The sequence below is a fragment of the Pseudomonas sp. P110(2024) genome (assembly GCF_057480795.1).
On record NZ_JBLIYT010000011.1, the window covers coordinates 48,409 to 70,656 of the forward strand.

Annotated in this window: 25 protein-coding genes; 12 read left to right on the forward strand and 13 right to left on the reverse strand. The window is 63.8% G+C overall.

The features are described from left to right. Positions 1-121 precede the first annotated feature (121 nt). The 8 genes from sctU to sctN are packed head-to-tail and all read right to left on the reverse strand — an operon-like array spanning position 122 to position 6,413. On the reverse strand, positions 122-1,168 hold the full coding sequence (gene sctU, locus AC25ND_RS18110) for a type III secretion system export apparatus subunit SctU (RefSeq protein WP_062361113.1): 1,047 nt from the start codon (positions 1,166-1,168) through the stop codon (positions 122-124). Next, positions 1,165-1,953, reverse strand: coding sequence for a type III secretion system export apparatus subunit SctT (gene sctT / locus AC25ND_RS18115; protein ID WP_028692491.1), 789 nt, complete (start codon positions 1,951-1,953; stop codon positions 1,165-1,167). Before sctT ends, sctU begins: the two co-directional genes overlap by 4 nt. After that, positions 1,950-2,216: a type III secretion system export apparatus subunit SctS gene (gene sctS / locus AC25ND_RS18120; RefSeq protein ID WP_028692490.1), complete on the reverse strand. Its 267-nt coding sequence runs from the start codon at positions 2,214-2,216 to the stop codon at positions 1,950-1,952. Before sctS ends, sctT begins: the two co-directional genes overlap by 4 nt. A 1-nt stretch (position 2,217) precedes the next feature. Beyond that, positions 2,218-2,871, reverse strand: coding sequence for a type III secretion system export apparatus subunit SctR (gene sctR / locus AC25ND_RS18125; protein WP_028692489.1), 654 nt, complete (start codon positions 2,869-2,871; stop codon positions 2,218-2,220). Continuing rightward, positions 2,868-3,791, reverse strand: coding sequence for a type III secretion system cytoplasmic ring protein SctQ (gene sctQ / locus AC25ND_RS18130; protein WP_486976472.1), 924 nt, complete (start codon positions 3,789-3,791; stop codon positions 2,868-2,870). The genes sctR and sctQ overlap by 4 nt, the downstream gene beginning before the upstream one ends. Further along, positions 3,788-4,630, reverse strand: a complete 843-nt coding sequence (locus tag AC25ND_RS18135) for a type III secretion system needle length determinant (protein WP_486976473.1) — start codon at positions 4,628-4,630, stop codon at positions 3,788-3,790. The genes sctQ and AC25ND_RS18135 overlap by 4 nt, the downstream gene beginning before the upstream one ends. Beyond that, positions 4,624-5,094 (reverse strand): type III secretion system stalk subunit SctO, encoded by a 471-nt coding sequence (gene sctO / locus AC25ND_RS18140; RefSeq protein WP_083242053.1) that lies wholly within the window; start codon positions 5,092-5,094, stop codon positions 4,624-4,626. The genes AC25ND_RS18135 and sctO overlap by 7 nt, the downstream gene beginning before the upstream one ends. Further along, positions 5,085-6,413, reverse strand: coding sequence for a type III secretion system ATPase SctN (gene sctN, locus AC25ND_RS18145; protein WP_062361198.1), 1,329 nt, complete (start codon positions 6,411-6,413; stop codon positions 5,085-5,087). Before sctN ends, sctO begins: the two co-directional genes overlap by 10 nt. Positions 6,414-6,621: 208 nt before the next feature. Between sctN and AC25ND_RS18150 the strand changes: the two genes are divergently transcribed. From AC25ND_RS18150 to AC25ND_RS18200, 11 genes are all read left to right on the forward strand, one after another. After that, positions 6,622-7,464, forward strand: coding sequence for an HrpJ domain-containing protein (locus AC25ND_RS18150; RefSeq protein ID WP_288521395.1), 843 nt, complete (start codon positions 6,622-6,624; stop codon positions 7,462-7,464). Then, positions 7,445-7,729 carry a TyeA family type III secretion system gatekeeper subunit gene (locus tag AC25ND_RS18155; protein ID WP_062361122.1) on the forward strand — a complete coding sequence of 95 codons (285 nt, stop codon included), beginning with the start codon at positions 7,445-7,447 and terminating at the stop codon, positions 7,727-7,729. The genes AC25ND_RS18150 and AC25ND_RS18155 overlap by 20 nt, the downstream gene beginning before the upstream one ends. A 2-nt stretch (positions 7,730-7,731) precedes the next feature. Continuing rightward, positions 7,732-8,103: a type III secretion system chaperone family protein gene (locus tag AC25ND_RS18160; RefSeq protein ID WP_051555750.1), complete on the forward strand. Its 372-nt coding sequence runs from the start codon at positions 7,732-7,734 to the stop codon at positions 8,101-8,103. Then, the gene (gene sctX, locus AC25ND_RS18165) at positions 8,100-8,456 is read left to right on the forward strand and encodes a type III secretion apparatus assembly protein SctX (protein WP_028692482.1); all 357 of its coding nucleotides are present in this window, start codon (positions 8,100-8,102) and stop codon (positions 8,454-8,456) included. Before AC25ND_RS18160 ends, sctX begins: the two co-directional genes overlap by 4 nt. Before the next feature lie 4 nt (positions 8,457-8,460). Beyond that, positions 8,461-8,790 (forward strand): type III secretion apparatus assembly chaperone SctY, encoded by a 330-nt coding sequence (gene sctY / locus AC25ND_RS18170; protein WP_028692481.1) that lies wholly within the window; start codon positions 8,461-8,463, stop codon positions 8,788-8,790. Then, on the forward strand, positions 8,787-10,886 hold the full coding sequence (gene sctV / locus AC25ND_RS18175; RefSeq protein ID WP_486976474.1) for a type III secretion system export apparatus subunit SctV: 2,100 nt from the start codon (positions 8,787-8,789) through the stop codon (positions 10,884-10,886). Before sctY ends, sctV begins: the two co-directional genes overlap by 4 nt. A 135-nt stretch (positions 10,887-11,021) precedes the next feature. After that, positions 11,022-11,993 (forward strand): virulence-associated V antigen, encoded by a 972-nt coding sequence (locus tag AC25ND_RS18180; protein ID WP_158509993.1) that lies wholly within the window; start codon positions 11,022-11,024, stop codon positions 11,991-11,993. Positions 11,994-12,001: 8 nt separating this feature from the next. Next, positions 12,002-12,508 (forward strand): SycD/LcrH family type III secretion system chaperone, encoded by a 507-nt coding sequence (locus tag AC25ND_RS18185; RefSeq protein ID WP_081791636.1) that lies wholly within the window; start codon positions 12,002-12,004, stop codon positions 12,506-12,508. Further along, on the forward strand, positions 12,498-13,658 hold the full coding sequence (gene sctE, locus AC25ND_RS18190) for a type III secretion system translocon subunit SseC family protein (protein ID WP_158216128.1): 1,161 nt from the start codon (positions 12,498-12,500) through the stop codon (positions 13,656-13,658). Before AC25ND_RS18185 ends, sctE begins: the two co-directional genes overlap by 11 nt. Before the next feature lie 14 nt (positions 13,659-13,672). After that, entirely contained in the window at positions 13,673-14,494 is an 822-nt protein-coding gene (locus AC25ND_RS18195; protein WP_139121072.1) for a hypothetical protein, read from the forward strand. Between the two features lie 255 nt (positions 14,495-14,749). Continuing rightward, positions 14,750-15,982: a hypothetical protein gene (locus AC25ND_RS18200; RefSeq protein ID WP_182323357.1), complete on the forward strand. Its 1,233-nt coding sequence runs from the start codon at positions 14,750-14,752 to the stop codon at positions 15,980-15,982. Positions 15,983-16,036: 54 nt separating this feature from the next. Here the strand turns inward: AC25ND_RS18200 and AC25ND_RS18205 are convergent, their stop codons facing one another. The 5 genes from AC25ND_RS18205 to trhP form a co-directional block, all read right to left on the reverse strand. After that, on the reverse strand, positions 16,037-16,474 hold the full coding sequence (locus tag AC25ND_RS18205) for a YqaA family protein (RefSeq protein WP_028692475.1): 438 nt from the start codon (positions 16,472-16,474) through the stop codon (positions 16,037-16,039). Beyond that, complete coding sequence (locus tag AC25ND_RS18210) at positions 16,474-16,902, reverse strand: DUF411 domain-containing protein (RefSeq protein WP_028692474.1); 429 nt, start codon at positions 16,900-16,902, stop codon at positions 16,474-16,476. The genes AC25ND_RS18205 and AC25ND_RS18210 overlap by 1 nt, the downstream gene beginning before the upstream one ends. A 66-nt stretch (positions 16,903-16,968) precedes the next feature. Continuing rightward, positions 16,969-17,874 (reverse strand): copper resistance protein B, encoded by a 906-nt coding sequence (locus AC25ND_RS18215; RefSeq protein ID WP_182323359.1) that lies wholly within the window; start codon positions 17,872-17,874, stop codon positions 16,969-16,971. Beyond that, positions 17,867-19,603 carry a copper resistance system multicopper oxidase gene (locus AC25ND_RS18220; RefSeq protein WP_486976475.1) on the reverse strand — a complete coding sequence of 579 codons (1,737 nt, stop codon included), beginning with the start codon at positions 19,601-19,603 and terminating at the stop codon, positions 17,867-17,869. The genes AC25ND_RS18215 and AC25ND_RS18220 overlap by 8 nt, the downstream gene beginning before the upstream one ends. A 79-nt stretch (positions 19,604-19,682) precedes the next feature. Continuing rightward, positions 19,683-21,017: a prephenate-dependent tRNA uridine(34) hydroxylase TrhP gene (trhP, locus tag AC25ND_RS18225; protein WP_062361138.1), complete on the reverse strand. Its 1,335-nt coding sequence runs from the start codon at positions 21,015-21,017 to the stop codon at positions 19,683-19,685. A gap of 124 nt (positions 21,018-21,141) precedes the next feature. Here trhP and AC25ND_RS18230 point away from each other — a divergent pair, with 124 nt between their 5' ends. Next, positions 21,142-22,206 (forward strand): AI-2E family transporter, encoded by a 1,065-nt coding sequence (locus AC25ND_RS18230; RefSeq protein ID WP_028692470.1) that lies wholly within the window; start codon positions 21,142-21,144, stop codon positions 22,204-22,206. Positions 22,207-22,248: the final 42 nt, after the last annotated feature.

The window sequence follows — 22,248 nt, forward strand, 5'->3', positions numbered from 1 at the left end:
GTTCCTCGCCTGTTTTCGCCTTGTCTGATCGCCACTCGGCTACTGTTCGTACAAACCCCGGGCTTCCAACTCCGATTGTCCTGGACCTGTGGGATAGGGGTTGCCAGTGGTTTGCGGTTATCTATGCAATCTTCTCTTGCGCCTGCAACCAGCGAATCACCTCAGCGACCGGCTGGATCAAGTCACCTGGAATGTACTGCTCCACCAGGCTATCCGCGAACAGCGCCCGGGCCAGGGGAATACGTTCGAGCACCGGTATCCCTTCCTCTTCGGCGATCCGCCGGACCAGCAGGGCCTGTTCGTCGGTGTACTTGAGGGTGACCAACGGCAGGGGCGTTTCCCCGGGCCTGTAGCGCAGGCCCACGGCGATATGGGTCGGGTTGGCGACGATGACCGACGAGCGCCTGACGTCCGCGCGCAGTGTGCCGTTGTGTATCTCGCGATGGCGCTTGCGACGCTCGCGCTTGAGCTCCGGGGCACCCTCCATCTCCTTGTGCTCGCGCTTGACCTCTTCCTTGCTCATGCGCAGCTGTTTCAGATGTTGCCAGCGTTCAAGACCATAGTCGGCCGCCGAGATCGCCAGGAAACCCACGGCACAGACCCCGATAAGGTTGCCCATCAGGCTGCCCAGCAACGGCAGGATGCACTCGATGCCGCACGACGGCACCCGCAGCAGCGTGCGCAGCTGATCGCTGAGCAGGCCAATCACCAGCGCGCCGAGCAGCAGGACCTTGAGCGCCGACTTGAGAAAATCGAGCAGGTTCCTGATCGAGAAGATCCGCGTCACCCCCTCCAGCGGGCTGACTTTTTTCAGGTCAGGTGTGAGCGATTGGCCGCTGAAGACGAAACCGGTCTGCAGCAGGTTGCCGGCGATGGCGGCCAGCACCGCGGTCAAAAGGAACGGCAGGGTGAGCCATAGCAACTCATGCAGCAGTTGCTTCAGCATCAGCTCCAGCGCTTGGCGAAAGGGCAGATGGAGCAGGGGGGCGGGCAGCATCATCAGCTCACCAAGATGCCCGAGAAAGTAGTCGGGAAAGCCCATGGGCAACGCGACCAGGCTCAGGATGAGTACAGTGGAGACCAGCTCCTTGCTCTTGGCCACCTGGCCGTTGCGGCGCGCATCGCGCAATTTCGCTTGTGTGGGTTGTTCGGTCTTTTCGGTGCTCATGGCTGCTCCAGCAAAGGGCCGAGCAGGCGTACCTTGGACAGTGCGATGAAAACCTGGCTTTCGGCCTGCGTCATCAGCAGGAACAGGTACGGCACCAGCAGCGCGCTGCAGACCAGGCTTTTGATCGGCATGGACAGGATGAACACGTTCAGTGACGGTGCGAAGCGGCTGACCAGGGCGAGGCCGAATTCGGCGAGGAACATGGCAATCAGCAATGGCGCGGCGAACAGCACGCAGAGGCTCAGCAGGTAGTCGAACTGGGCCAGGAAGAACGTATTCCACTGGTCGCCGATGTACGGGTAGAAGCTTGCCACCGGCCAGCTGGCATAGCTGCCCAGCAGCGCCCCTAGCAGCCCCAGGAAGGCGCCGCCGGTGAAGAACAAGGTAACGAGCGTCTGCGCCAGGAAGGCGCCGGTGGGGCTGGTCTGGCTGCCCAGAAGCGGGTTGAGGGTGGAGGCCAGGGTGGCGCCGCGCTGGTTGTCGATGAGAAAGCCGCAGGCCTCCAGGGCCCAGAACGGGATGGCCACCACGAAGCCCAGCAGCAGGCCGAGCAGCACTTCCTTGCCGATCAGCAGCCCCAGCTGTAATCCGTCCAGCGCAACGGGTAGGGTACCGGCCACGCTGGGGTAGATGAACAGGGCCAGCGAACAGGCCACGCCATTGCGCACCAGCGCGCCGCCCAGTACCTGCTTGCCGAGGATCGGCAGCAGCAGAAAACAGCCGAACAACCGGGGCAGGATCAGGCTGAAGCCCAGCAGCATCTGTTCAAGCGTCTGGACCGTCATCGTGCCGAGGAAATTCGGTTGAGCACCAGATCGGTGTAGCGGTACAACTCGCTGCCCATCCAGTCGGCAGTGACGAACAGGGTGACGACCACCGCCACCAGCTTGGCGACAAAACCTAGGGTCTGCTCCTGTACCTGGGTCAACGCCTGTACCAGGGAAACCAGGGTACCGACCAGCGCGGCCATCAGCACCGTCGGCAGCGACAGGACCAGCACCAGCCACAGCGACTGGGTGGCGAAGTGCAGAACTTCGGTATTGCCCATGTCAGCCTCCGTAGCTCAGCACCAGGCCATGGGAAAGTCGCCCCCAGCCGTCGAGCAGGACGAACAGCAGCAGCTTGAAGGGCAGTGAAATGGTCACGGGCGACACCATCATCATGCCCATGGCCAGGAGGATGTTGGAGATGATCAGGTCGATGGCGATGAAGGGCAGGTAGATCAGGAAACCTACCTCGAAGGCCCGGCTCAGCTCGCTGATGGTGAACGCCGGCAGCAGCACCAGCAGGCTGTTGCCGTCGACCCGCTCGGCATAGTGCTGGGGCCAGAGTTGGCGGGTGCTGTCGAGGAAGAAAGCGCGTTCGCGCTCGTTGACCTGGCTGTCGAGAAAAGCGCGAAACGGCGCCATGCCTTCGTCGAGAAAGCGCTCGACCGAACGGGCATCGCCGAGGGTGGTCTCATGGGCGTTCAGGTAGTCGTAGGTGGCCATGCCCACCGGGGCCATGACATAGAGGCTGAGGATGATCGCCAGGCCATACAAAGCCATGTTTGGCGGGATCTGCTGGACACCCAGGGCATTGCGCAGCAACGAGAAGACCACGGCCATCTTCAGGAACGAGGTGGCCATGACCGCGATGAACGGCACCAGCGACAGCAGCGCCAGACCGAGGATCAGGCTCAGTTCGTCCGGCAGCTGGATCATGTCGGTTGCTGCTCCAGCAGGCGGTCGACTCGCACCCCGAGGCGGCCGTCGATCTGCACCAACAGACCGGTGCCGATGCAGCGCTGGTTGGCGAGGATGCGCACCTTGGCATCCACAGGGCTATGCAGTTCAATCAGCGCTCCAGGTTGCAGGGTCGACAGTGTGTGCAGGTCGAGGGTCTGGCGACCGACTTCGAAGCTGACCGGGATGGGCAGTTGCTCCAGCGCTTGCAGCGTAGTGTCGGCCACAGGGGGGGTATCGTGCATGCGGACTAGCTCCAGATGTGTGTCTTCGAGTTGCAGCTCGGCCCAGGGGTGGCCATCGAGCACGCCCAGCAGTCGCGGGGAACTTGGCGTACCGGCAGGCAGTAGCAGGATGTCGCCCGAGCCCAGGTTGCGCAGGTCGTGCAACGTCAATTCGAGGGCGCGCCACTGCAGCGAGAGGTTGAGCTGGATGTTCAGGCGTTCGCGTAGTGGACGCCGTGGCAAGGCTGCCAGCATGTGCTCGCTGTCGCCTTGTACCCAGCAGGGCAGCAGGCCCTGCGCGCTTCTCAGCGTCACCTGCAGACCGGGTATGCGGTCGATTCTGTCTGCCGGCTCGATGCCCAGGCATTGCAGGCCGGGTAGGCGAGGGGTGTCCCGTTGCAGCACCGCCAGCTGCAGTGCGCTGGGGAGGCTGGCGAAGTCGGCTGCCTGCAACTGTGGTGCGAGCCATTGCGCCAGCTGCTGCCGACGACACAGCAGGCGAGCCGGCACGCCGTGCCAATCGATTAGCACGGTCAGGTCCAGGTCATCGCCTGGAGTGCTGACGCTCAGCGAGACCTGCCCTTGATCGTCGGCATAATGGGGTTGGCGATGGCTCAGTGACTGCTGCAAGCGCAGTTCCTGAGTGTGGGCGACAGGCAAGTTCGATGTACTCATGGTTCAGGCCAGCCTTCGTCCTCTACATGGCGCTTGTTGCGCGAGCCTTGATGGTTGTCGCCATTTGCGCCAAAGCCGAGGCTGACCGGCTGTGCGGGATCGAGTCGTTGCAGGCGCTCAAGCAGGTCCGTACCGGCCACCTGCAATTGCCGCAGGGCGGCCGACGCAGCCTGGATCTCCACCTGCAGGCCAGCGCTCGCAGGGTTCATGCGTACTTCGACATGGCCCAGCTGAGGTAACTGCACCTGCAACAGGGCCTGTTCGCGGTTGCCAGTCCTGCTGGCGAACAGTTGCAGTTGCAGGCGCTCAACAAGCGTCTGCAGATCCTGGACGGGGGCAGCGACAGTTGATGACAGGCCCTTGTCGATCAGGGGGCGCTCGCTCGATGGGATGGGGGGGGCAAGGATTGGGTCGATATCGCGGAGTAGCAGACGATCCGGCACGTTGTTGGTATTGTCGTGGACATTTTGAGGGCCCGCCTCGGCTCGACGTGCTTCGGTCAATGAGGTTGGCTCGACTGCATCAGGTATCGCTGGCATGGGCTCCGGAAGGGGACGTTCGATGACGTCCTCGAGCAGCGCAGGTCGTTCTGCTGCGCAGGCGCGCGGGCACTTTGCGATCAAGTCAGCCATGTTCAGGACCACTTGGGTGACAGGGCGTTCAGGGCAGGCTTCGTCCTGGGTGGGTCGATGGCCAGTCTCCTGCGGCGTCCTGCGCTTTATCCGTGGATCTTCCAGCAGGTGTTCGAACAACCGTCGCTGCTCGTTGCATGGCCTAAGTCCAGGCGTTTCAGGCAATCGGTTGTCCGGCAGCGCAGGGACAGGCTGGGTGTTCAGCATGGAGAACCTCCCTGGCCATGGCGCTCCTCCACTTCGAGCTCCTGGCTGTGCTCTGTACGCCGAGCGGTTTGCCGGGAAGCTTGCTCGTGCAGCTGCTTGAAACTGTCCAGCTGTTGTCTGGCCTTGGCGAGCTTCGTTTGCGCCTGCTGGCGTGCCGAGTGCTGGCGCATCAGCGCGTCCTCGCAGGCCACGACCTGTCCACGCAGGCTCGCTTCGCGCTCACCGAGCAGACCGACCTGTCGACGCCAGTGCTCCAGGCCATGGAGGTTGGTCAGGCGGCCCATCTGCGCATCGAACAGACGCTGTTCCTCCTCGAGGGCCCAGCGCCGATAAGTCAGATGCACTTCGAGCGATTGCGCCTGGTCCGCCTGGGCTGCCTGCAAGCGGACCTGTTGAGTGTGCGCTTCGCGCTCGGCCCGTTGCAGCCGGCGTTGCATGATGGATAACAGGGCGGTCAAGGACACCGGGCGATCTCCAGCAGTTGTTCGAGGCTCTGTTGCAGCGAACTGCGCTCATGCGGCGCCTGGCACAGCCAGGCGCGAATGGCATCGCGCTTGTCGATGGCCTGATCCACGGCAGGGTCCTGGCCTCGGGTGTATTCGCCGACTCGCAGCAGCAGCTCGACTTCTTCATAGCACGCCATCCACTGGCGCAACTGGCTGGCGGCGGCGCGGTGGGCAGGGCTGACCACCTGGTGCATCACCCGGCTGACCGAGCGCAGCACGTCGATGGCCGGGTAGTGGTTGGCCGCCCCCAGTGCCTGGGACAGCACGATATGGCCATCGAGGATCGAGCGGGTTTCCTCGGCGATCGGTTCGTTCAGGTCATCGCCTTCCACCAGCACGGTGTAGAGCGCGGTGATCGAGCCCTTGTCCGCGTGCCCGGCACGTTCGAGCAGGCGTGGCAACTGGGCAAACACCGACGGCGGAAAGCCGCGTCGAGTCGGCGGTTCGCCCGCGGCCAGGCCGATCTCCCGCTGGGCCCGGGCGAAGCGGGTCAGCGAGTCCATCAGCAACAGGACCTTGCGGCCCTGATCACGGAAATACTCGGCCACGGTGGTGGCGACGAAGCCCGCACGGGCCCGCTCCATCGCCGGACGGTCGGAGGTCGCGACCACCAGTACCGCACGGCGCAGGCCCTGTTCGCCGAGCTCATGGTGAATGAACTCGCGCACTTCTCGGCCGCGTTCGCCGATCAAGGCGAGGACGATCACGTCTGCCTGTGCGTTGCGCAGCAGTGAGGCCAGCAGCGTGCTCTTGCCGCCGCCGGCGGGTGCGAAGATGCCGACGCGCTGCCCTTCAGCGCAGGTGAGCAGGCCATCGATGCAACGGATGCCCAGGCTCAAGGGTGTGTCGACCAGCTTGCGGCTCAAGGGAGCCGGCGCATCCCGATGTACCGGGTACCAGGCTTGCGGCGCGGTCTGTACGTTGCCGTCGAGCGTGTTGCCCAGGCCGTCGAGTACCATTCCCAGCAGATGATCACCCACACCGACGCGATGCTGGCTACCGGTGGGGCAGACCTCGGTGCGCGTGCAAAGCCCCTGTATGTCGCCCAACGGGGCGAGCAATGCCTGGTCCTGTTGCAGGCCGATGACCTCGGCCAGCAGTTCCTGCTCATGGTCCGGCCTACGCAGCCGGCACAGTTCGCCGACCCGCACCCCAGGCGCCAGTGCACGGATCAGGGTGCCGGTGACCTGGGTGACCTTGCCGTTGACCTGGACCAGGGTGACGTCGTTCACGGCGGCTTTCAGGGCCTGGGGAATCTGGAGCAGCGATGGCGACATGGGAAGGGTGTTGGTGCGCAAAGGAAGGACGCCATTCTAGGAGGCTTGCCATGGGGCGGATTTCACTGTGAGTCGCATGTTTTTAGATTTCGGCCGCCCTCTTTGACGCCTTCCGAAAGGCTAAAAAGAAGCGCCCGGCAATGACAGTAAGGCTCATGGCAGGCCTCTAGCATGCCGCTCATTCATGTAGTTCGATAATGAGGTGGGCATGAGTGTAGGCATCGGCTTAGCGCAGGTTGAATCGGCGGTGGTCGTCGGGGGCGGATGGGAAGGGCAGGCAACCATCCAGGTGCGGCAGGTAACCCCGATGGGGCAGCAGGTCGAGATGGCGGAAGAGGTGTCGATGGCGTTCTCGTCGTTGGCCAATGCCCGGCTCGGTGCCCGTAGCCGCATCACCGATGCGCGCCAGCATGGCTTGCAGGCAGGCCAGGCGGCCGAGGAGATGCTGGCCAAGGTGCCGGATGTGCAGCGTCGTGCCCTGGATGAACTGGTGGCCTGGTTGCGCCAGCATCCCGATCTGACGCCGGGAGAGTTGCAAGCACGGCTGGATGGGTTTTCAGGCGAAGCCTGCCATCGCTACCTGGCCTTGGCCTATGCCCGTGCCGCATTGGGCAATATGGCTGATGACAGCGGCTTGCCTGGGAAGCTAGATCAGGCCATGGCGGGCATGGCGCAGGCGCAGGGCCGGATGATCGAGCTGGGAATCGAGATCGGTCCGCTGGCCCAGGCTACCCAGGAACAGGGGGTCGCCGAAGTGGCCGCGCTGCGTGGGGTGTACTGCGATTTTTTGTGTGGTTATCGCGGTCTCAAGCACGCCTGGGATGAGCTGCGCGCACGCTTCGGTGACGCGGCCATCGGCGATGTCGCCCAGTTCATGCTCAACGGCCTGGCCAGTCATATCAGCGGGCCGTCCTCGCACCTGGACAGCAATCAGCTGCAGCAGGTCATCGGCGACATGAAACTGGTGCATGCCCTGAAGAAACTGGAAAGCGACACTACCGCGCTGTTCCGCCAGCTTGCCGGAGAGCCCAGTGGCGTACGGGCCTTCTGATCTGGTCAGCGACCTCTTGGCGCTGATCGACAAACGCTGGGCCGGCGAGCAGGACATCCTGCGCCTGCTGGCCGTGCTGCCGCTTGCTCCTGGCGGGCAACGCATCCACTGCCTGCGTGAACTGCAGCGCATCTTCCGGCTGTTGCCTCTGCAGGTTTTCAGCGATGAGACCCAGCGCGAGCACCTGCTGATGGTCTGTCAGTTGACCATGGACCGGCTCATCGACGATGAGGAAGCGTCGCTGCGTGGCGTGCGGGAGGAATGAGCATGGACCCTTGTAGCGAGGCCATCGTCCGGTTCTGCCGCGATCAAGGCGTGGTACTGGCGCATCTGCCGGAAACACGGCTACGCCTGGATCTTCCGGATATCGGTGTCCTGCAGTTCGAGCGGCTGGCGGGCCAGGTGACGCTTTGGCTGAGCTTTGCCGTGCAGGGCGCATTGTTCGAGCATGCCATGTCGAGTGCCCTCAGGCATGTCCAGGACCACCAGGTACCTGGGCAGCTGTTGCGATGCGGCCTGCTGCCTGACGAACGTCTGGTGTTGCTGGTCAGTCTCGATGAACGTCGCGTGACGAAACAGGTATTGCACGAGGCTTACCAGTTGCTGTCGCGGATGCGCGTCGAAGTGCTTGCGGCATGAGCCTGATAGAACGAGGCGGGCAGCTCCATGCCCCGTGGCTGCAATCCTTGGCAGCCGACACCGTGTTCCCCCGATCGGTTGGCGAACCGCTGCCGATGCCTGGGCAACCTGTGCAGGCACACCTGCGTGAGCTGTACCCGCAGTATCGGATGGCAAGCCTGCGGCTGTCGTACGCCAGTCCCGAACAGGAGCTGCGTGCCCTGTACGACCCACATCGCTTCGCCATGACGCTGGGCTCCCTGGCAAAGCAACTGCTGAGCGCCAAGGAGCGCCAGGCGGCGGTACTGCTGCAAGCGTTGCTGGCCGACCGGCACGCGCTGGCGTGCTACGCGAACCTTCTGCTCAAGGTATGAACAGATGCAATTGACGATCGAACAGTGTGATGTCCTGCAACTGTTGGCCTGGCTTCATCTGCGATGTGGACGACCTGACGGTGCGCAAACATTGCTGGAGGTGCTGTTGCGGGTTGATCCCGATCACCTCGCCGGGCGGCGCGCTTCGGTAGTGGCCGCCCTCGAGCTGGGCGACTGGGCGCGCGCCGAGCAGCAGTGCCTGACGCTGCGTGACGCCGGCGAGCAGCAGGCATCCTTATGGCTGTGCTTGAGCCAGGCGCAGCAGATGGCGGGCCGCCTGGAGCAGGCGCAGGCCACCTTCGCCGAGTACCTGCGACTCAAGGATCAGTCATGAACACCTTGACCCGGATGCTCGGCCATGTCGGCGCGCGCAAGGACCTGATGCTGGCGGTGATGCTGCTGGCAGTGTTGTTCATGATGATCCTGCCGTTGCCGCCGCTGTTGCTGGACCTGCTGATCGCCCTGAACATTACCATCGCCGTCGTGTTGATGATGATGTCGGTGTACGTTGTCTCGCCGCTACATTTCTCGGTGTTCCCGTCGGTGCTGCTGGTCACCACGCTGTTTCGCCTGGCGCTGTCGATCAGCACCACGCGGATGATCCTGCTGGAGGCCGACGCCGGGCAGATCGTGCAGACCTTTGGCGACTTCGTGGTCGGCGGCAACCTGGTGGTGGGCTGCATCCTGTTCCTGATCATCACCATCGTGCAGTTCCTGGTGATCACCAAGGGTGCCGAGCGGGTGGCGGAGGTCAGCGCGCGGTTTTCCCTCGATGCCATGCCGGGCAAGCAGATGAGCATCGACGGCGACCTGCGCGCCGGGGTCATCGACGTCAACGAGGCCCGTTCGCGCCGTGGCGAAGTGGAAAAGGCCAGCCAGATGTACGGGGCCATGGACGGGGCGATGAAGTTCGTCAAGGGCGATGCCATCGCCGGTTTGGTGATCATCGTGGTCAACTTGCTGGCTGGGCTGGCCATCGGCGTGATGCAGAAGGGCATGACGGCGGCCGACGCCTTGCAGCTCTACGCGGTACTCACCGTGGGCGACGGCATGGTCAGCCAAGTGCCGGCGCTGCTCATCGCCATCACCGCGGGCATCATCGTCACCCGCGACGGTGAAGGTGCCCGCGACCTGGGGGCGAACATCGGCAGCCAGGTGATGGCGCAGCCCAAGGCCTTATTGATCGGCGGCGCGCTGCTGGCATTGTTCGGTATTATCCCAGGGTTTCCGACGTTTACTTTCTTCAGCCTGGCGCTGTTGGTTGGCGGCGGTGGCTGGTGGGTAATCCGCCAGCGACGCATCGAGGAGGACGGCCGGCAGCAGAGCGGTGGCCTGCCGGCGCTGTTGGCCAACGGCGCCGGCGCGCCTACGCTCAAACCAACCGGCAGGGCGAAGTTGGCCGGTGATACACAAGCTTTTGCTCTGACCGTGCCCTTGCTCATCGATGTGGACAGTGGCCTGCAAGCCGCCCTTGAAGCCGTCTCGCTGAACGACGAGCTGGCGCGGGTGCGCCAGGCGCTGTACCTGGATCATGGCGTGCCGTTTCCCGGCATCCGCCTGCGTTTTACCAGCGCGCTTGGCCCCGGCGAGTACCGCATCCTGTTGCAGGAAGTGCCGGTGGCGCGTGGGCGGCTCATGCCGGAACGGCTACTGGTGCAGGAAAAACCCAGCCAGTTGGCGCTTGTCGGCGTGTCCTATGAGGAAGGCGAAGCCCTGCAGCCGGGGCGTGTGGCGCTATGGGTGGAGCAGGCGCAGCGTGAGCGCCTGGAGCGCGCCGGGTGCGCCTTCCTGGCGATCGACCAGGTGCTCGCCTGGCATCTTTCGCAGGTTTTGTGCGAGTACGCCGGGGATTTCATCGGCATCCAGGAGACCCGCTACCTGCTGGAGCAGATGGAGCAGGGCTATGGGGAACTGGTCAAGGAGGTGCAGCGCATCCTGCCGTTGCAGCGCATCACCGAGGTCTTCCAGCGGCTGGTGGGCGAGGGCATCTCGATCCGCAACATGCGCTCGATTCTCGAGGCTCTCGTGGAGTGGGGGCAGAAGGAAAAGGATGTGGTGCAGTTGGCCGAATACGTGCGCAGCAGCCTCAAGCGCTACATCTGCTACAAGTACGCCAGCGGCCACAACCTGCTGCCGGCCTATCTGCTGGACCCTGCGGTCGAGGAGATGATCCGCAGTGGCATCCGCCAGACCAGCGCCGGCAGCTACCTGGCGTTGGAGCCGGCGCAGAGCGACGCCTTTCTCGCCCAGGTGAAAGCCGTGGTGGGCGACCTGCAGGATGTTCAAGCCAGGCCCGTGCTGGTGGTGTCGATGGATATCCGCCGCTATGTACGCAAGCTGGTCGAGGGCATCTATTTCGAGCTGCCGGTGCTGTCGTTCCAGGAGCTCACCACGCAGATCAACATCCAGCCGCTGGGGCGAATCGGCTGACGCTCATCGGGTGTCAGAAAGCGTTATCCGGAAACTACAAAATCGCGGCCGGGCCTGACGGAGCGGTTGTTCGCCCTTCAATAGACTCATCTGCATGTACCCCAAGAAGGGTACCTGGCCAACCGGATACAGATGATGAGCAGTTCTATTGAAGCAAGTAGTCGCCCTGTCCCATTGCCGTATGTAGACCGTGTCGCGCCGCCGGACACCTGGCAAGACATAAGGCGCCTGGAGGAGATCCTGGATCAACACGGGATCATGGCCATGGGCGGCCAGGGGCAGCCGCTGGACCTGGTACATCGAGCGCAGGCCATCGAGCAGTTGTTGGGCCCCGAGGGGCAGGCGCGCCTGGCGCAGAGTCGTCCCTATTTCGAGGGGTTGCTGGCGCGACCGCTGCCTGAGCAGCATGTCGATGCGCTTTGCCAGTTGCTCGAGGCTTATGCCGGCTGGTTGCCGGGAGCTCCCTTGCAGTTGCAGAACCTGGGTGAGCGCTTGCGCATGGACGAGCTGGTGATGGCGGCGATGGGCCTGCGCATGCGCAAGCAGAAGGTCGAACGCACCGAGCTTAGCGAGCAGCTCAGGTGCCTCACGGCGGAGCTGAAGATCTTCAGCGTGATCCAGTCGAAGGTCAACGTGGTGATGGCTGACAAGGGCACCTTCAAGCTGGAAGACGGTAGTTTCAACCTCTTCGACCGCAAGCTCTATGACCTCGATGCGGACAGTTGGGAGAAGAGTTTCGAGCGCCGACTGCTCTCGAGCCTGGACACGTTCAAGCCCACCTTCAACGGCTCTGGGGTCGTCACGGTGCGGCATTTTCTCGAGGGCACGCAATCCGTCACTGCGTCGAGTGCAAGCGGTAGCCGCCTGCACAAGGTCAGTGGGCCGATGACCGATCTGAAAGCGCAGTACGCCTGGGACAAGGACAACAACCCGTTGGCCAATTTCTCCCAGGCATTGAGCGACCGCACCCGCATCGTCAACGACAAGGTGACCGAACAGACCACCCTGCTCAACGACGTGGGTTCGCGCTACACCACCTCCACCGAGGTGATGATGAAGTTCGTCGAGACCTGGTTCTCGATGCTGTCCAAGATTCTGCAGAACTGAGGTAGGAGATGACAGTAGTACAACAGATGGCCGGCGGCGATGCTGATGCCAACAACGTCGATGCGATCGAGCGCTTCTTCGGCGATGGCGGCACATTCGCCATGCTGCGCGGGGTTTGCGTGGCACAACTGGAAACGCTTTATGCCCAGGCGTTCAACTTCTACCAGGCGGGACGGCTGGAGGATGCGCTGACGATGTTCAAGGGGCTGGCGGCACTCAACCACTACGATCCCCGGGCGTTTCTGGGCGTGGCAGGTGCCTACCAGGCCCTTGAGCGCTACCAGGATGCATTGCCGGCCTATGCCTATGGCGCGATGCTCGCGCCGCAGGACCCGCGTTTCACCTTCCATGCCGCTCAATGCCACCAGCACCTGGGCGACCTTGCCTCGGCGCGCAGCGGTTACGAACAGGCGCAGATCCTGGCGGTGGACAGCGAACATGCCGGTCTGGCAGGTCAGGCACAGGTGCTGCTCGAGGCCCTGCAGCAGAAGGAGGGCGCACGTCATGCGAGCTGAACTTCTTCCTGTGGAGCAGCCGCTCCTGATGCCGGCTGAAATCGAATCGGAACCGCGTCTGCCGGGTGCGGCGATCCAGTTGCCCGGCGAGACCGGCACACCGTCCAGAATCGCAACGATCAAGCAGGACATGAATGTCCGGCTGGATCCTCCGGCGCCACTGGCGACGGGACAGCTACAGGGGCAGGTAGTCGACAAACTGTTCGACGCCGAAGGCCTCATGCAACCGGTGCTGGTCGCGGTACCCGATGTCGGGGCACTGATACTTGGGCAGCTCGCCGGGGACATCTCCGACGCTGAGTTGGATATTCGCCTCACCGAACTGCTGAGCCAGTTGGGTGCTCGCCAGACCGAGCTGAATCTGCAGCAGGTACGTCAGCTCACCGAGCAGAACCGCCAGCAGATGGCGCTCAACGCGCAAAAGATGGAGGAGGTGGCCCAGCGACACCGGGATGCTGGCACGGCGAGCGTGTTCGCCAAGGTTTTTGGCTGGGCCGCCGCCATCGTCTCCATCGTGGTGGGGACCGTCATGGTCGCCACCGGCCTGGGCGCCGTCGCGGGCGCGCTGATGATCGCCGGTGGCGTCATGGGCGTGGTGTCCATGTCGTTGAACCAGGCCGCCGAGGACGGGCACATCTCCAAGGAGGTAATGAAGTACCTCGGGCCGGTGCTGATGGCGGTGGAAGTCGCCCTGGCGCTGGCCTCGGTGGTGTTGACCTGCGGCGGTAGCCTCGCGGTGGTCGCTGCCCGGGTGGCCGGCAAGGTGAGTGGCAAGGTCGCTCAGGCGGTCCTGTCGGTGGGCCAGAAGATCCAGAGCGTCGCCTCCACCGGTGTCATCTCGACCGCCAGCGCGGGCACCCAGGCCAAGCTGCAGATGACCCTGACAGGCGCCAGCATGGCGACCACCACGCTGTCCAGCGCCGGGCAGGCGGCCAGTTCGATCATGCAGGGTCTGGCGTTGCGCAGCGAGGCCCAGCTGGCGGAGATGCGCCTGCTGCTGGACCAGGGACACAGTTTTCTCGAGCAGTTGGCCAAGGCGCTGGAACAACTGCTCGCGGGGAAGGAGCAACGCTTCGAACAACTGCTGGAACTGTTGAACAACCGCAGCAAAGCCTGCGCCGATATTGCTTGCCGAAACGTCATTGCCTGATCAAGGAGTCAATCATGAGTCTGTCTATTTCCACTATTGATCATTCGTCCCACGTGAATGCCCAACTGCCGGTCACCGAGGGGCAGAAGGTTGGGCAGCCGCTGTGGGCGATGCTGGCCATGCCCGGTGCAGCGACGAGCGCGGCATTTGCCGAGAAGCAAGGGCGGGTAAGCCTGGATACGCCGCAGGCTACGCCCTGCAGCCAGGACCTGGAGAGCCTGCTGGCGATTCTCCGAGCCGCCATGCAGGTGCGCGATGGCAATGCGCAGGGGCGCAGGACCCAGGCCGAAGTCAGCGTGCTGGCGAGCAAGGAACAGATCGGCTGGATGAGAACCGCCAGCAATGCGCTGTTCGCCTCGGCGGCTGTCAGCGGTGCATTGGGTATGTTCACCCTGGTCAGCGGTACCACCGGGATGCTCAAAAATCTGGGGGATGCGCGGACTATCAAGGGAGTGGAGCAAGCCAGTCATGCTGCCGAGTTTGCCAAGCCCGGTGAGGTGACGATGGCCTCAAAGAAGCTGATCGCCGAGAACCGTATCGAGGTCAAGCATCTGCAGAACGGCATCGACACCCGCAATACCACATTGCACACGCTCAATGGCGTGGCCCAGAGTGGCGCAGCCTTCGGCACGGGCATCGCCCATGCCATCAAGTCGTTGCAGGATGTCTGGGCCAAGGAGCAGGAGCTTGAGGCGGCGGTTGCCGGTAACCAGAAGGAGTTGTTCCAGCGCTGTACCGATGATTTGGCGAAGATGATCGACCAGGTGCGTCAGCTGATCCAGGAAATCCTGCGCAATGACAACCAGGGGCTCAGGGCTGCTGGCATCATGGCCTGAGAAGACCCGGTTTCTTGAAGGATGTTAGACGCCGCAAGTGTCCAGGCTCTTGCGGCTTTTTCATGCTTGCGTATCAACCAATACCGTGCCATCACACCAACGCCGAAAAGTGCAAAAAAGGCGATAAGGGCTGATGGGGCCTGATGTGCAGCGCCAGTATCGTTTGCTCAGCTTCCACCATGCTGGAGGCAAATTACTGCGGAGAAGACTTTTGTTCTTGCTGGAGTGAGAGCGGTCTTTTCCACAAGTTAAACGATGCTGCAAGAAGAGGTTTGCACGATGATTGAATCGGTTTCAACCAGTTGGGTGTGTGGCGCCGACCTGGACCCCGTCAACGCGGGCAGTGACTGCAAAGAGGTAAAAACCAGCGAAACGGCGCAGCGCCTGGCACGTCACGAGGAACCGCAGAAGCATGGCATCCTGATGCGCCTATTCATCGCGATTGCCGAGTTCCTCGGCTTTCGTTCCAGTGTGGCGACGGGGGGCGCGCAGGCCGCGGATTCGACGTCGGACGTGATGCGCTCTTTGAACGAGCAGGTGGCCAAGGGGCTGCCGGATGTCATGAGGTCGCAGGCCAACGGGATACTGGCGAAGCAGGAGCATCTGCCCACCGAGCAGTTCATGACCAGTTACACGGAACAGCTCACGGGTAGCAATATCATGCGTAACGCCAACTGCCTGTTGTCGAATATCGACATGCTGGGCAAGCTTGTGCCTGAGCTTAAGGTCGAGACAAGTATTAACAAGGTCGATATTGTCGGTGGGTACACCCTGATTGCAGCCCAGTCTCCGGACAGTATCGCGCTTATGCAGAACGACTCGATGGCTGCCGCCAAGGTGCTCGATGCGGTAATTTTCCTGGCCTCGCGATTTGCCGAGTTTCCGGATCCCGAGCAAGTGGGGGCTGAAGCGGTGGTGGAGTTTGTCAAAGAGGTCGATGCCGAGTTCATCGAACGGTTCGCCCAGAAGCCTGATCCAGTGGCGCCAGTTGTCGTGGGGGATGCAAGCGACCATACCCATCCGGTGGTGGCCGGCACATTAGCCCACGCGAGCGCGGCACGGCCTGTGGAGCCTGAAGTGGCTTATCACGCGACGACCATCGAACAGTCTGATCCGGTAACGTCGCTCCAGGCCGTCAAGCTCGACTTTGTCAAGATTGATGATGAGGTCGCTCTGCCTACGCGTAATGACTTCAACGCGACCATCCATTCGCTACAGCGGCCGGCTAGTCCGCTCTCGCAGTCGTTCGAGCACCTGGAGCATCTTGCCGAAAAGGGCAGTGCTGCCGAAAAGGCAATCGCTTCAATGGTCCTGGACCACACGGCGGTGGGGCAGTCCCACTCCTTCGGCGACCTCTTCGGGCAGCGTAAACTGGAGCCCAATCTGTTGCAGTTCCACACCGCGCAATCGTTCATGGACACGTTGCAGAATAAGCTGGACAAGGCAGGGCGCCTACTTGGCAACCTGCAGGCTGCCAACGCGGCTTGAGCGTAACACTGGCTGAGGCCTTCGGGCTTCAGCCAGCCCTTCGAATCCCTCCGATCACCCTGTGTGAAACCCGCCCAGGGTGATCATTGCCACCACGATATAGCGCCCGCCCTTGGCCAGGGTGACCAGCAGTACGAAACGCCAGAACGGCTCGCGCATGATCCCGGCGATCAAAGTCAGCGGGTCGCCGATCACCGGCATCCAGCTCAGCAGCAGCGACCACTGGCCCCAGCGCTGGTAGCGTTGCTGGGCGCGTTCCAGCTGGCTGGCGCTGAACGGAAACCAGCGGCGTTCGCGCAGGTGATCGACGGCCCGGCCCAGCAGCCAGTTGACGATGGAACCGAGCACATTGCCGAGGGTGGCCACCAGCAGCAGAGTTGCCCAGGCACTCGGTTCGCGAATCAGCAGTCCGACCAGCACCGCTTCGGACTGCAGCGGCAACAAGGTGGCGGCGCCGAAGGCGCTGAGGAACAGCGCCCCAAGGCTGAGCATCAGTAGCTGGCGACCACGGTATCCTGGCCATCCAGGGTCACGCCGATGACTTGGTAGGCGTCCTTATGGTCACCCATCTCCATGCCCGGCGAACCCATGGGCATGCCCGGTACCGCGATACCCTTGAGGTCGTTGCGTCTGGCCAGCAGGCGTACCTGTTCGGCCGGCACATGGCCTTCGACGAACTTGCCGTCGATCACCCCGGTGTGGCACGACGCCAGGCGTGGCTCGACGCCCAGGCGTTGCTTGACCGCGCTCATGTTCGGTTCGACATGGTCGTTGACGGTGAAACCGTTGTCGCTCAGGTGCTTGATCCATTCCTTGCAGCAACCGCAGTTGGGATCGCGGTAGACATCGATGGTCTCGGCGGCCTGGGCCAGGCCGGTGACGGCCAGCAGGCCGAGGGTTAGCAGGTGTTTGCGCAGCATGGTGGAGCTCCTGTGAAACAGCATGATTCATTGGCCAGGTGGCGGCCTGGTGGGAGCGCCTGTGCTTCAGAAGCGCAGGCGTAACCCCACCACCAGCCGAGTTTGGCCGATGTCCTCGCCATTCTCCCGGGCCTGGTCGGCACGGTCGCCGTGCAGGCGGTTGAAGCTGACGCCGACATAGGGCGCGAACGCGCGGGTGATCTCGTAGCGCAGGCGCAGGCCCACTTCGCTTTCGGCCAGCCCCGAGCCTTGCTCGCGCCCGGCATCATTGCGCCCGAAGAAGTTGGCTTCGACGGTCGGTTCGAGGATCCAGCGATTGGTCAGCAGCATAGCGTAACCGGCCTCCAGGCGCAGCGCGGTCTGCTGTCGCTCGCCGGCGTAGGCGGTGGCTTCCAGCTCCAGGCCGTAGAGCGGCGTGCCCTGGATGCCGAAGGCGGCCCAGCCCTGACCGCTGGCGGGCTGGAAGTCCTGGCGCACACCGCCGACCAGTTCCCACCAGGGGCTGATGGCATGGCCCCAGAGGGCCTGCAGCTCGGCCTTGTGGGTCTTGCCTTGTTCCCGCTCACCCTCGGTGCGCAGCCATAGGCGGTCGATATCGCCGCCGACCCAGGCAGTGGCGTTCCAGTTCAGGGCGCCGCTGCTTTCGAAGTTCTGGTATTCCAGCTGGTCGACGATCACCGCCCAGTTGGTCGCCTGGTCGTGCACCTGATGCCCCGGAAGCGGCGGGAAAGCGGCACGGCGGTCGGCGTCGGTGATCACCGGAAGCGGTGTGCGCGGTTGGCTGGGGGGCGTCGCCGTGTGGTTCATCTGGCTGTGGTCCATGGGCATGCTGTCATGGTTCATTTGGCCGTGGTCCATCGGCATGGTGCCATGGTTCATGTGGTCCATGCCCGCGGCCAGGGCCCGTTCACTGGCCAGCAAGGCCATAAGCGCGACACCGGTGACGATGTGGCGGTTGCGGTTCTCATTCATCGACCCGTACCTCGCGGAACATGCCGGTCTCCATGTGGTAGAGCAGGTGGCAGTGGTAAGCCCAACGGCCCAGGGCGTCGGCGCTGACGCGGTAGCTGCGCCGGCTTCCGGGTGGCATGTCGATGGTGTGCTTGCGCACCAGGAAGCGCCCTTGTTCATCCTCCAGGTCGCTCCACATGCCGTGCAGGTGGATGGGATGGGTCATCATGGTGTCGTTGACCAGGATGATGCGCACCCGCTCGCCGTATTTCAGGCGCAGGGGCTCGGCATCGCTGAACTTGATGCCGTCGAACGACCAGGCGAAGCGTTCCATGTGGCCAGTCAGGTGCAGCTCGATGTTGCGCGACGGTTCGCGCCCGTCCGGATCGGGGTAGGGGCTGCGCAGGTCGGCGTAGGTCAGCACTCGGCGGCCGTTGCCGCGCAGGCCAATACCAGGATCGGCCAGGTTGGCGCGGGGGGCCATGGTCTGCATGTCCACCAGCGGGTTGTCGATCTCGCTGGCGGGGTGGCCTTGCATCATGGTCATACCGGCCATGTTCGAGTGGTCCATGCCCGCCATGTTGGCGTGGTTCATCGCTGGCATATTCGAATGCTCCATCCCACCCATGTCGCCGTGCCCCATGTCGTCCATGGTCAGCACCGGGCGCGGGTCCGGCTCGGGTACGGGGGCCTGCAAGCCCGCTGCACGGGCCAGGGTGCCACGGGCGAAGCCGGTGCGGTCCATGCTCTGGGCGTACAGCGTGTAGGCGGGCAGGTCGCCCACGGTGACCAGCACGTCGTAGGTTTCGGCCACGGCGATGCGTAGCTCGTCCACGCTCACCGGTGTCACCGGCAGGCCGTCGGCGGCGATCAGCGTGAGTTTCAGGCCTGGAATGCGGAAGTCGAAGTAGGTCATCGCCGAGGCGTTGATCAGGCGCAGGCGCACGGTCTCGCCGGGCTGGAAAAGGCAGGTGAAGTTGCCGTCCGGGGGCTGGCCGTTGAGCAGGTAGGTGTAGCTGGCGGCGCTGATGTCGGCCAGGTCGGTCGGGCTCATGCGCATTTTCGCCCAGGTCCAGCGGTTGTCGACGGCCTTGCCCCAGCCGTTTTGCGCGACATCGTCGACGAAGTCGCCGACCGTGCGCTTGTGGTAGTTGAAGGCGTCGGACTGCTTCTTCAGGGTGGCCATCAGCGCTTCTGGCGCCTGGTCCGACCAGTCGCTGAACAGCAGCACATGGTCGCGCTGGTACTGATGCGGTTCAGGCTCGCGGGGCTCGATGACGATGGCGCCGTACACGCCGGCCTGCTCCTGCAGCCCGGAGTGGCTGTGGTACCAGTAGGTGCCGCTCTGGCGCAGGGTGAACTGGTAGAGGTAGTCGCCGCCGGGTTCGATGCCAGCGAAGCTCAGGCCCGGCACGCCGTCCATGTTGGCCGGCAGGATGATGCCGTGCCAATGGATCGAGGTGGGCTGGTCCAGGCGGTTGCGCACGCGCAGGGTCACGGTGTCGCCCTCGCGCCAGCGCAGCTGCGGGCCGGGCAGGCTGGCGTTGATGGTCTGCGCGGTGCGCGGCCGGCCTGTGATGTTGACCGGGGTCTGGCCGATGAACAGGTCGAACTGCTGGCCGCTCAGCTCGTGCAGCGGCAGGCGGCCCTCGGCGGCCTGGGCCAGCGGGCGCCAGAGGCCGAGGCCGGCCAGGGCGCTGGCGGCACCCAGGCCCTTGACGAAGGTGCGGCGGGTTGGAGTCGGTGGCATGGCGTGCTCTCGCTACGGAACTGCCACGATCCTCGCCGCCCGCGCCTGTCAGCCACCTGAGGCGCGGATTACAGATTTGTCAGGCAGCGGCCTCGCCACTCTCCAGGTCGCGCATCAACAGGCCGAACTCCAGCGAGACCTGCTCGGGAATCGGCAGGTACACCACATGGCCGTCGCCCGGCGCCACCTCGATGGCCTGCTGCAGGCGGTCACATAGGCGGTGCAGGTCGAAGTGGTAATTGCCGCGCGGGGTCATCAGCTCCAGGTGGTCACCCACGGCGAAGCGGTTCTTCACCTTCACTTCGGCCAGGCCGTCCACGCGCACTCCGGTCAGTTCGCCGACGAACTGCTGGCGCTCGGACACCGAGTTGCCGCGCTGGTAGTTCTGGTACTCGTCGTGCACGTGGCGGCGCAGGAAACCTTCGGTGTAGCCGCGCTGGGCGAGGGACTCGAGGTTACTCATCAGGCCGCGGTCGAACGGCCGCCCGGCCACGGCGTCGTCGATGGCCTGGCGGTAGGACTGCACGGCGCGGGCACAGTAGAAGTGCGACTTGGTGCGGCCCTCGATCTTCAGCGAGTGCACGCCCATCCGGGCCAGGCGCTCGACGTGCTGGATGGCGCGCAGGTCCTTGGCGTTCATGATGTAGGTGCCGTGCTCGTCCTCGAAGGCCGGCATCTCTTCGCCGGGGCGGTTGGACTCCTGGAGCAGGAACACCTGCTCGGTCGGCGCGCCGAGGCCCAGGGTCGGCTCGCACTCACGGACGATATCGCCGGTGGCATTCTCGGTGGCCGGGGTAGCCTGGTACTTCCAGCGACAGGCATTGGTGCAGGTGCCCTGGTTGGCGTCACGCTTGTTCATGTAGCCCGACAGCAGGCAGCGCCCGGAATAGGCCATGCACAACGCGCCGTGCACGAACACTTCCAGCTCCATCTCTGGCACCTGCTGGCGGATCTGCTCGATCTCTTCCAACGACAGCTCCCGCGACAGGATCACCCGGGTCAGTCCCAGGCCTTGCCAGAACTGCACGCTGGCCCAGTTCACCGTGTTGGCCTGCACCGACAGGTGGATGGGCATCTGCGGGAAGTGCTGGCGTACCAGCATGATCAGTCCCGGGTCGGACATGATCAGTGCATCCGGGCCCATTTCGATCACCGGCGCCAAGTCCTTGAGGAAGGTCTTGAGCTTGGCGTTGTGCGGGGCGATGTTGACCACCACGTAGAAACGCTTGCCCTGGGCCTGGGCCTCCTGGATGCCGAGGGCCAGGTTGGCGTGGTCGAACTCGTTGTTGCGCACCCGCAGGCTGTAGCGCGGCTGGCCGGCGTAGACCGCGTCGGCGCCGTAGGCGAAGGCGTAGCGCATGGTCTTGAGGGTGCCGGCGGGGGCGAGCAGTTCGGGCTTGGCGAGAGGGGTCATGGTGCGCACCGGGGGCAAAAGGCGCGGATGCTAAGACGGAGGCGATGTTCAGGTATTGATCTGGATCAACGGCACTTTTGCCGGCGCGCGGGGCACTAAATTGTTGAGCCCTCGAGGAATGCCCATGAACGAAACCTTATTGCAGAACAAAGCCCTGACCGTGCTGCTGGCACTGGTGACCATCGCCTTCATCTGGATCCTGCTGCCGTACTCCGGCGCGATCTTCTGGGCGGTGATCCTCGGGATTCTTTTCGCGCCTCTGCAACGCCAGCTGTTGCTGCGCTTTGGTGGGCGGCGCAACCTGGCCACGGCGACGGCGCTGGTCACCTGCCTGCTGATCGCTGTATTGCCGGTGATCGTCATCGGCGCCCTGCTGGTGCAGGAGGGCGCGACGCTGTACCAGCGCATCGAAAGCGGCCAGCTGGATATCGCCGGCTATATCGAGCGCGGCAAGGACATGCTGCCGGCCTACGCCCAGCATTTCCTCGACCGCATGGGCATGGGCAACCTCGATGGCCTGCGTGACAAGATCACCAAGTGGGCGACCCAGGGCAGCCAGTTCCTCGCCGGGCAGGCGTTCAGCTTCGGCCAGGGCACCTTCGAGTTCCTGGTGAGCTTCGGCATCATGCTCTATTTGCTGTTCTTCTTCCTGCGCGAGGGCGCGGAGGTGGCGCGCAAGGTGCGCCAGGCGGTGCCGCTGCCCGAGCAGCAGAAGCGCCGCCTGCAGTTGAAGTTCAAGCGCGTGGTGCGGGCCACGGTCAAGGGCAACCTGCTGGTGGCGATCACCCAGGGGGCGCTGGGCGGGCTGATCTTCTGGGTGCTGGGCATTCCCAGCGTGCTGGTGTGGGCGGTGCTGATGGCGTTCCTGTCGTTGCTGCCGGCGGTGGGCGCGGGGATCGTCTGGGGGCCGGTGGCGTTGTACTTCCTGCTGACCGGGGCGATCTGGCAGGGGATCGTGCTGACCGCGTTCGGTGTGCTGGTGATCGGATTGGTGGACAACCTACTGCGGCCAATCCTGGTGGGCAAGGATACGCGGATGCCGGATTACCTGGTGCTGGTGTCGACCTTGGGTGGGTTGGCGGTATTCGGGCTCAACGGGTTTGTGATCGGGCCATTGATCGCGGCGTTGTTCATCTCCAGCTGGGCGATCTTTGCCTCGACCAAGCCGCAGGTGCAGTTGCCTTCATGAGGACCATCGTGGGGCAAGTCGCATCGGCGCACCGCCATTGGC

Bases quoted from the DNA above. Each gene is read 5' to 3' on its own strand.
- sctU (WP_062361113.1), bottom strand. From the start codon at position 1,168: ATGAGCACCGAAAAGACCGAACAACCCACACAAGCGAAATTGCGCGAT.
- sctT (WP_028692491.1), bottom strand. From the start codon at position 1,953: ATGACGGTCCAGACGCTTGAACAGATGCTGCTGGGCTTCAGCCTGATC.
- sctS (WP_028692490.1), bottom strand. From the start codon at position 2,216: ATGGGCAATACCGAAGTTCTGCACTTCGCCACCCAGTCGCTGTGGCTG.
- sctR (WP_028692489.1), bottom strand. From the start codon at position 2,871: ATGATCCAGCTGCCGGACGAACTGAGCCTGATCCTCGGTCTGGCGCTG.
- sctQ (WP_486976472.1), bottom strand. From the start codon at position 3,791: ATGAGTACATCGAACTTGCCTGTCGCCCACACTCAGGAACTGCGCTTG.
- AC25ND_RS18135 (WP_486976473.1), bottom strand. From the start codon at position 4,630: ATGCTGAACACCCAGCCTGTCCCTGCGCTGCCGGACAACCGATTGCCT.
- sctN (WP_062361198.1), bottom strand. From the start codon at position 6,413: ATGTCGCCATCGCTGCTCCAGATTCCCCAGGCCCTGAAAGCCGCCGTG.
- AC25ND_RS18150 (WP_288521395.1), top strand. From the start codon at position 6,622: ATGAGTGTAGGCATCGGCTTAGCGCAGGTTGAATCGGCGGTGGTCGTC.
- AC25ND_RS18160 (WP_051555750.1), top strand. From the start codon at position 7,732: ATGGACCCTTGTAGCGAGGCCATCGTCCGGTTCTGCCGCGATCAAGGC.
- sctX (WP_028692482.1), top strand. From the start codon at position 8,100: ATGAGCCTGATAGAACGAGGCGGGCAGCTCCATGCCCCGTGGCTGCAA.
- sctY (WP_028692481.1), top strand. From the start codon at position 8,461: ATGCAATTGACGATCGAACAGTGTGATGTCCTGCAACTGTTGGCCTGG.
- sctV (WP_486976474.1), top strand. From the start codon at position 8,787: ATGAACACCTTGACCCGGATGCTCGGCCATGTCGGCGCGCGCAAGGAC.
- AC25ND_RS18180 (WP_158509993.1), top strand. From the start codon at position 11,022: ATGAGCAGTTCTATTGAAGCAAGTAGTCGCCCTGTCCCATTGCCGTAT.
- AC25ND_RS18185 (WP_081791636.1), top strand. From the start codon at position 12,002: ATGACAGTAGTACAACAGATGGCCGGCGGCGATGCTGATGCCAACAAC.
- sctE (WP_158216128.1), top strand. From the start codon at position 12,498: ATGCGAGCTGAACTTCTTCCTGTGGAGCAGCCGCTCCTGATGCCGGCT.
- AC25ND_RS18195 (WP_139121072.1), top strand. From the start codon at position 13,673: ATGAGTCTGTCTATTTCCACTATTGATCATTCGTCCCACGTGAATGCC.
- AC25ND_RS18200 (WP_182323357.1), top strand. From the start codon at position 14,750: ATGCTGCAAGAAGAGGTTTGCACGATGATTGAATCGGTTTCAACCAGT.
- AC25ND_RS18205 (WP_028692475.1), bottom strand. From the start codon at position 16,474: ATGCTCAGCCTTGGGGCGCTGTTCCTCAGCGCCTTCGGCGCCGCCACC.
- AC25ND_RS18210 (WP_028692474.1), bottom strand. From the start codon at position 16,902: ATGCTGCGCAAACACCTGCTAACCCTCGGCCTGCTGGCCGTCACCGGC.
- AC25ND_RS18215 (WP_182323359.1), bottom strand. From the start codon at position 17,874: ATGAATGAGAACCGCAACCGCCACATCGTCACCGGTGTCGCGCTTATG.
- AC25ND_RS18220 (WP_486976475.1), bottom strand. From the start codon at position 19,603: ATGCCACCGACTCCAACCCGCCGCACCTTCGTCAAGGGCCTGGGTGCC.
- trhP (WP_062361138.1), bottom strand. From the start codon at position 21,017: ATGACCCCTCTCGCCAAGCCCGAACTGCTCGCCCCCGCCGGCACCCTC.
- AC25ND_RS18230 (WP_028692470.1), top strand. From the start codon at position 21,142: ATGAACGAAACCTTATTGCAGAACAAAGCCCTGACCGTGCTGCTGGCA.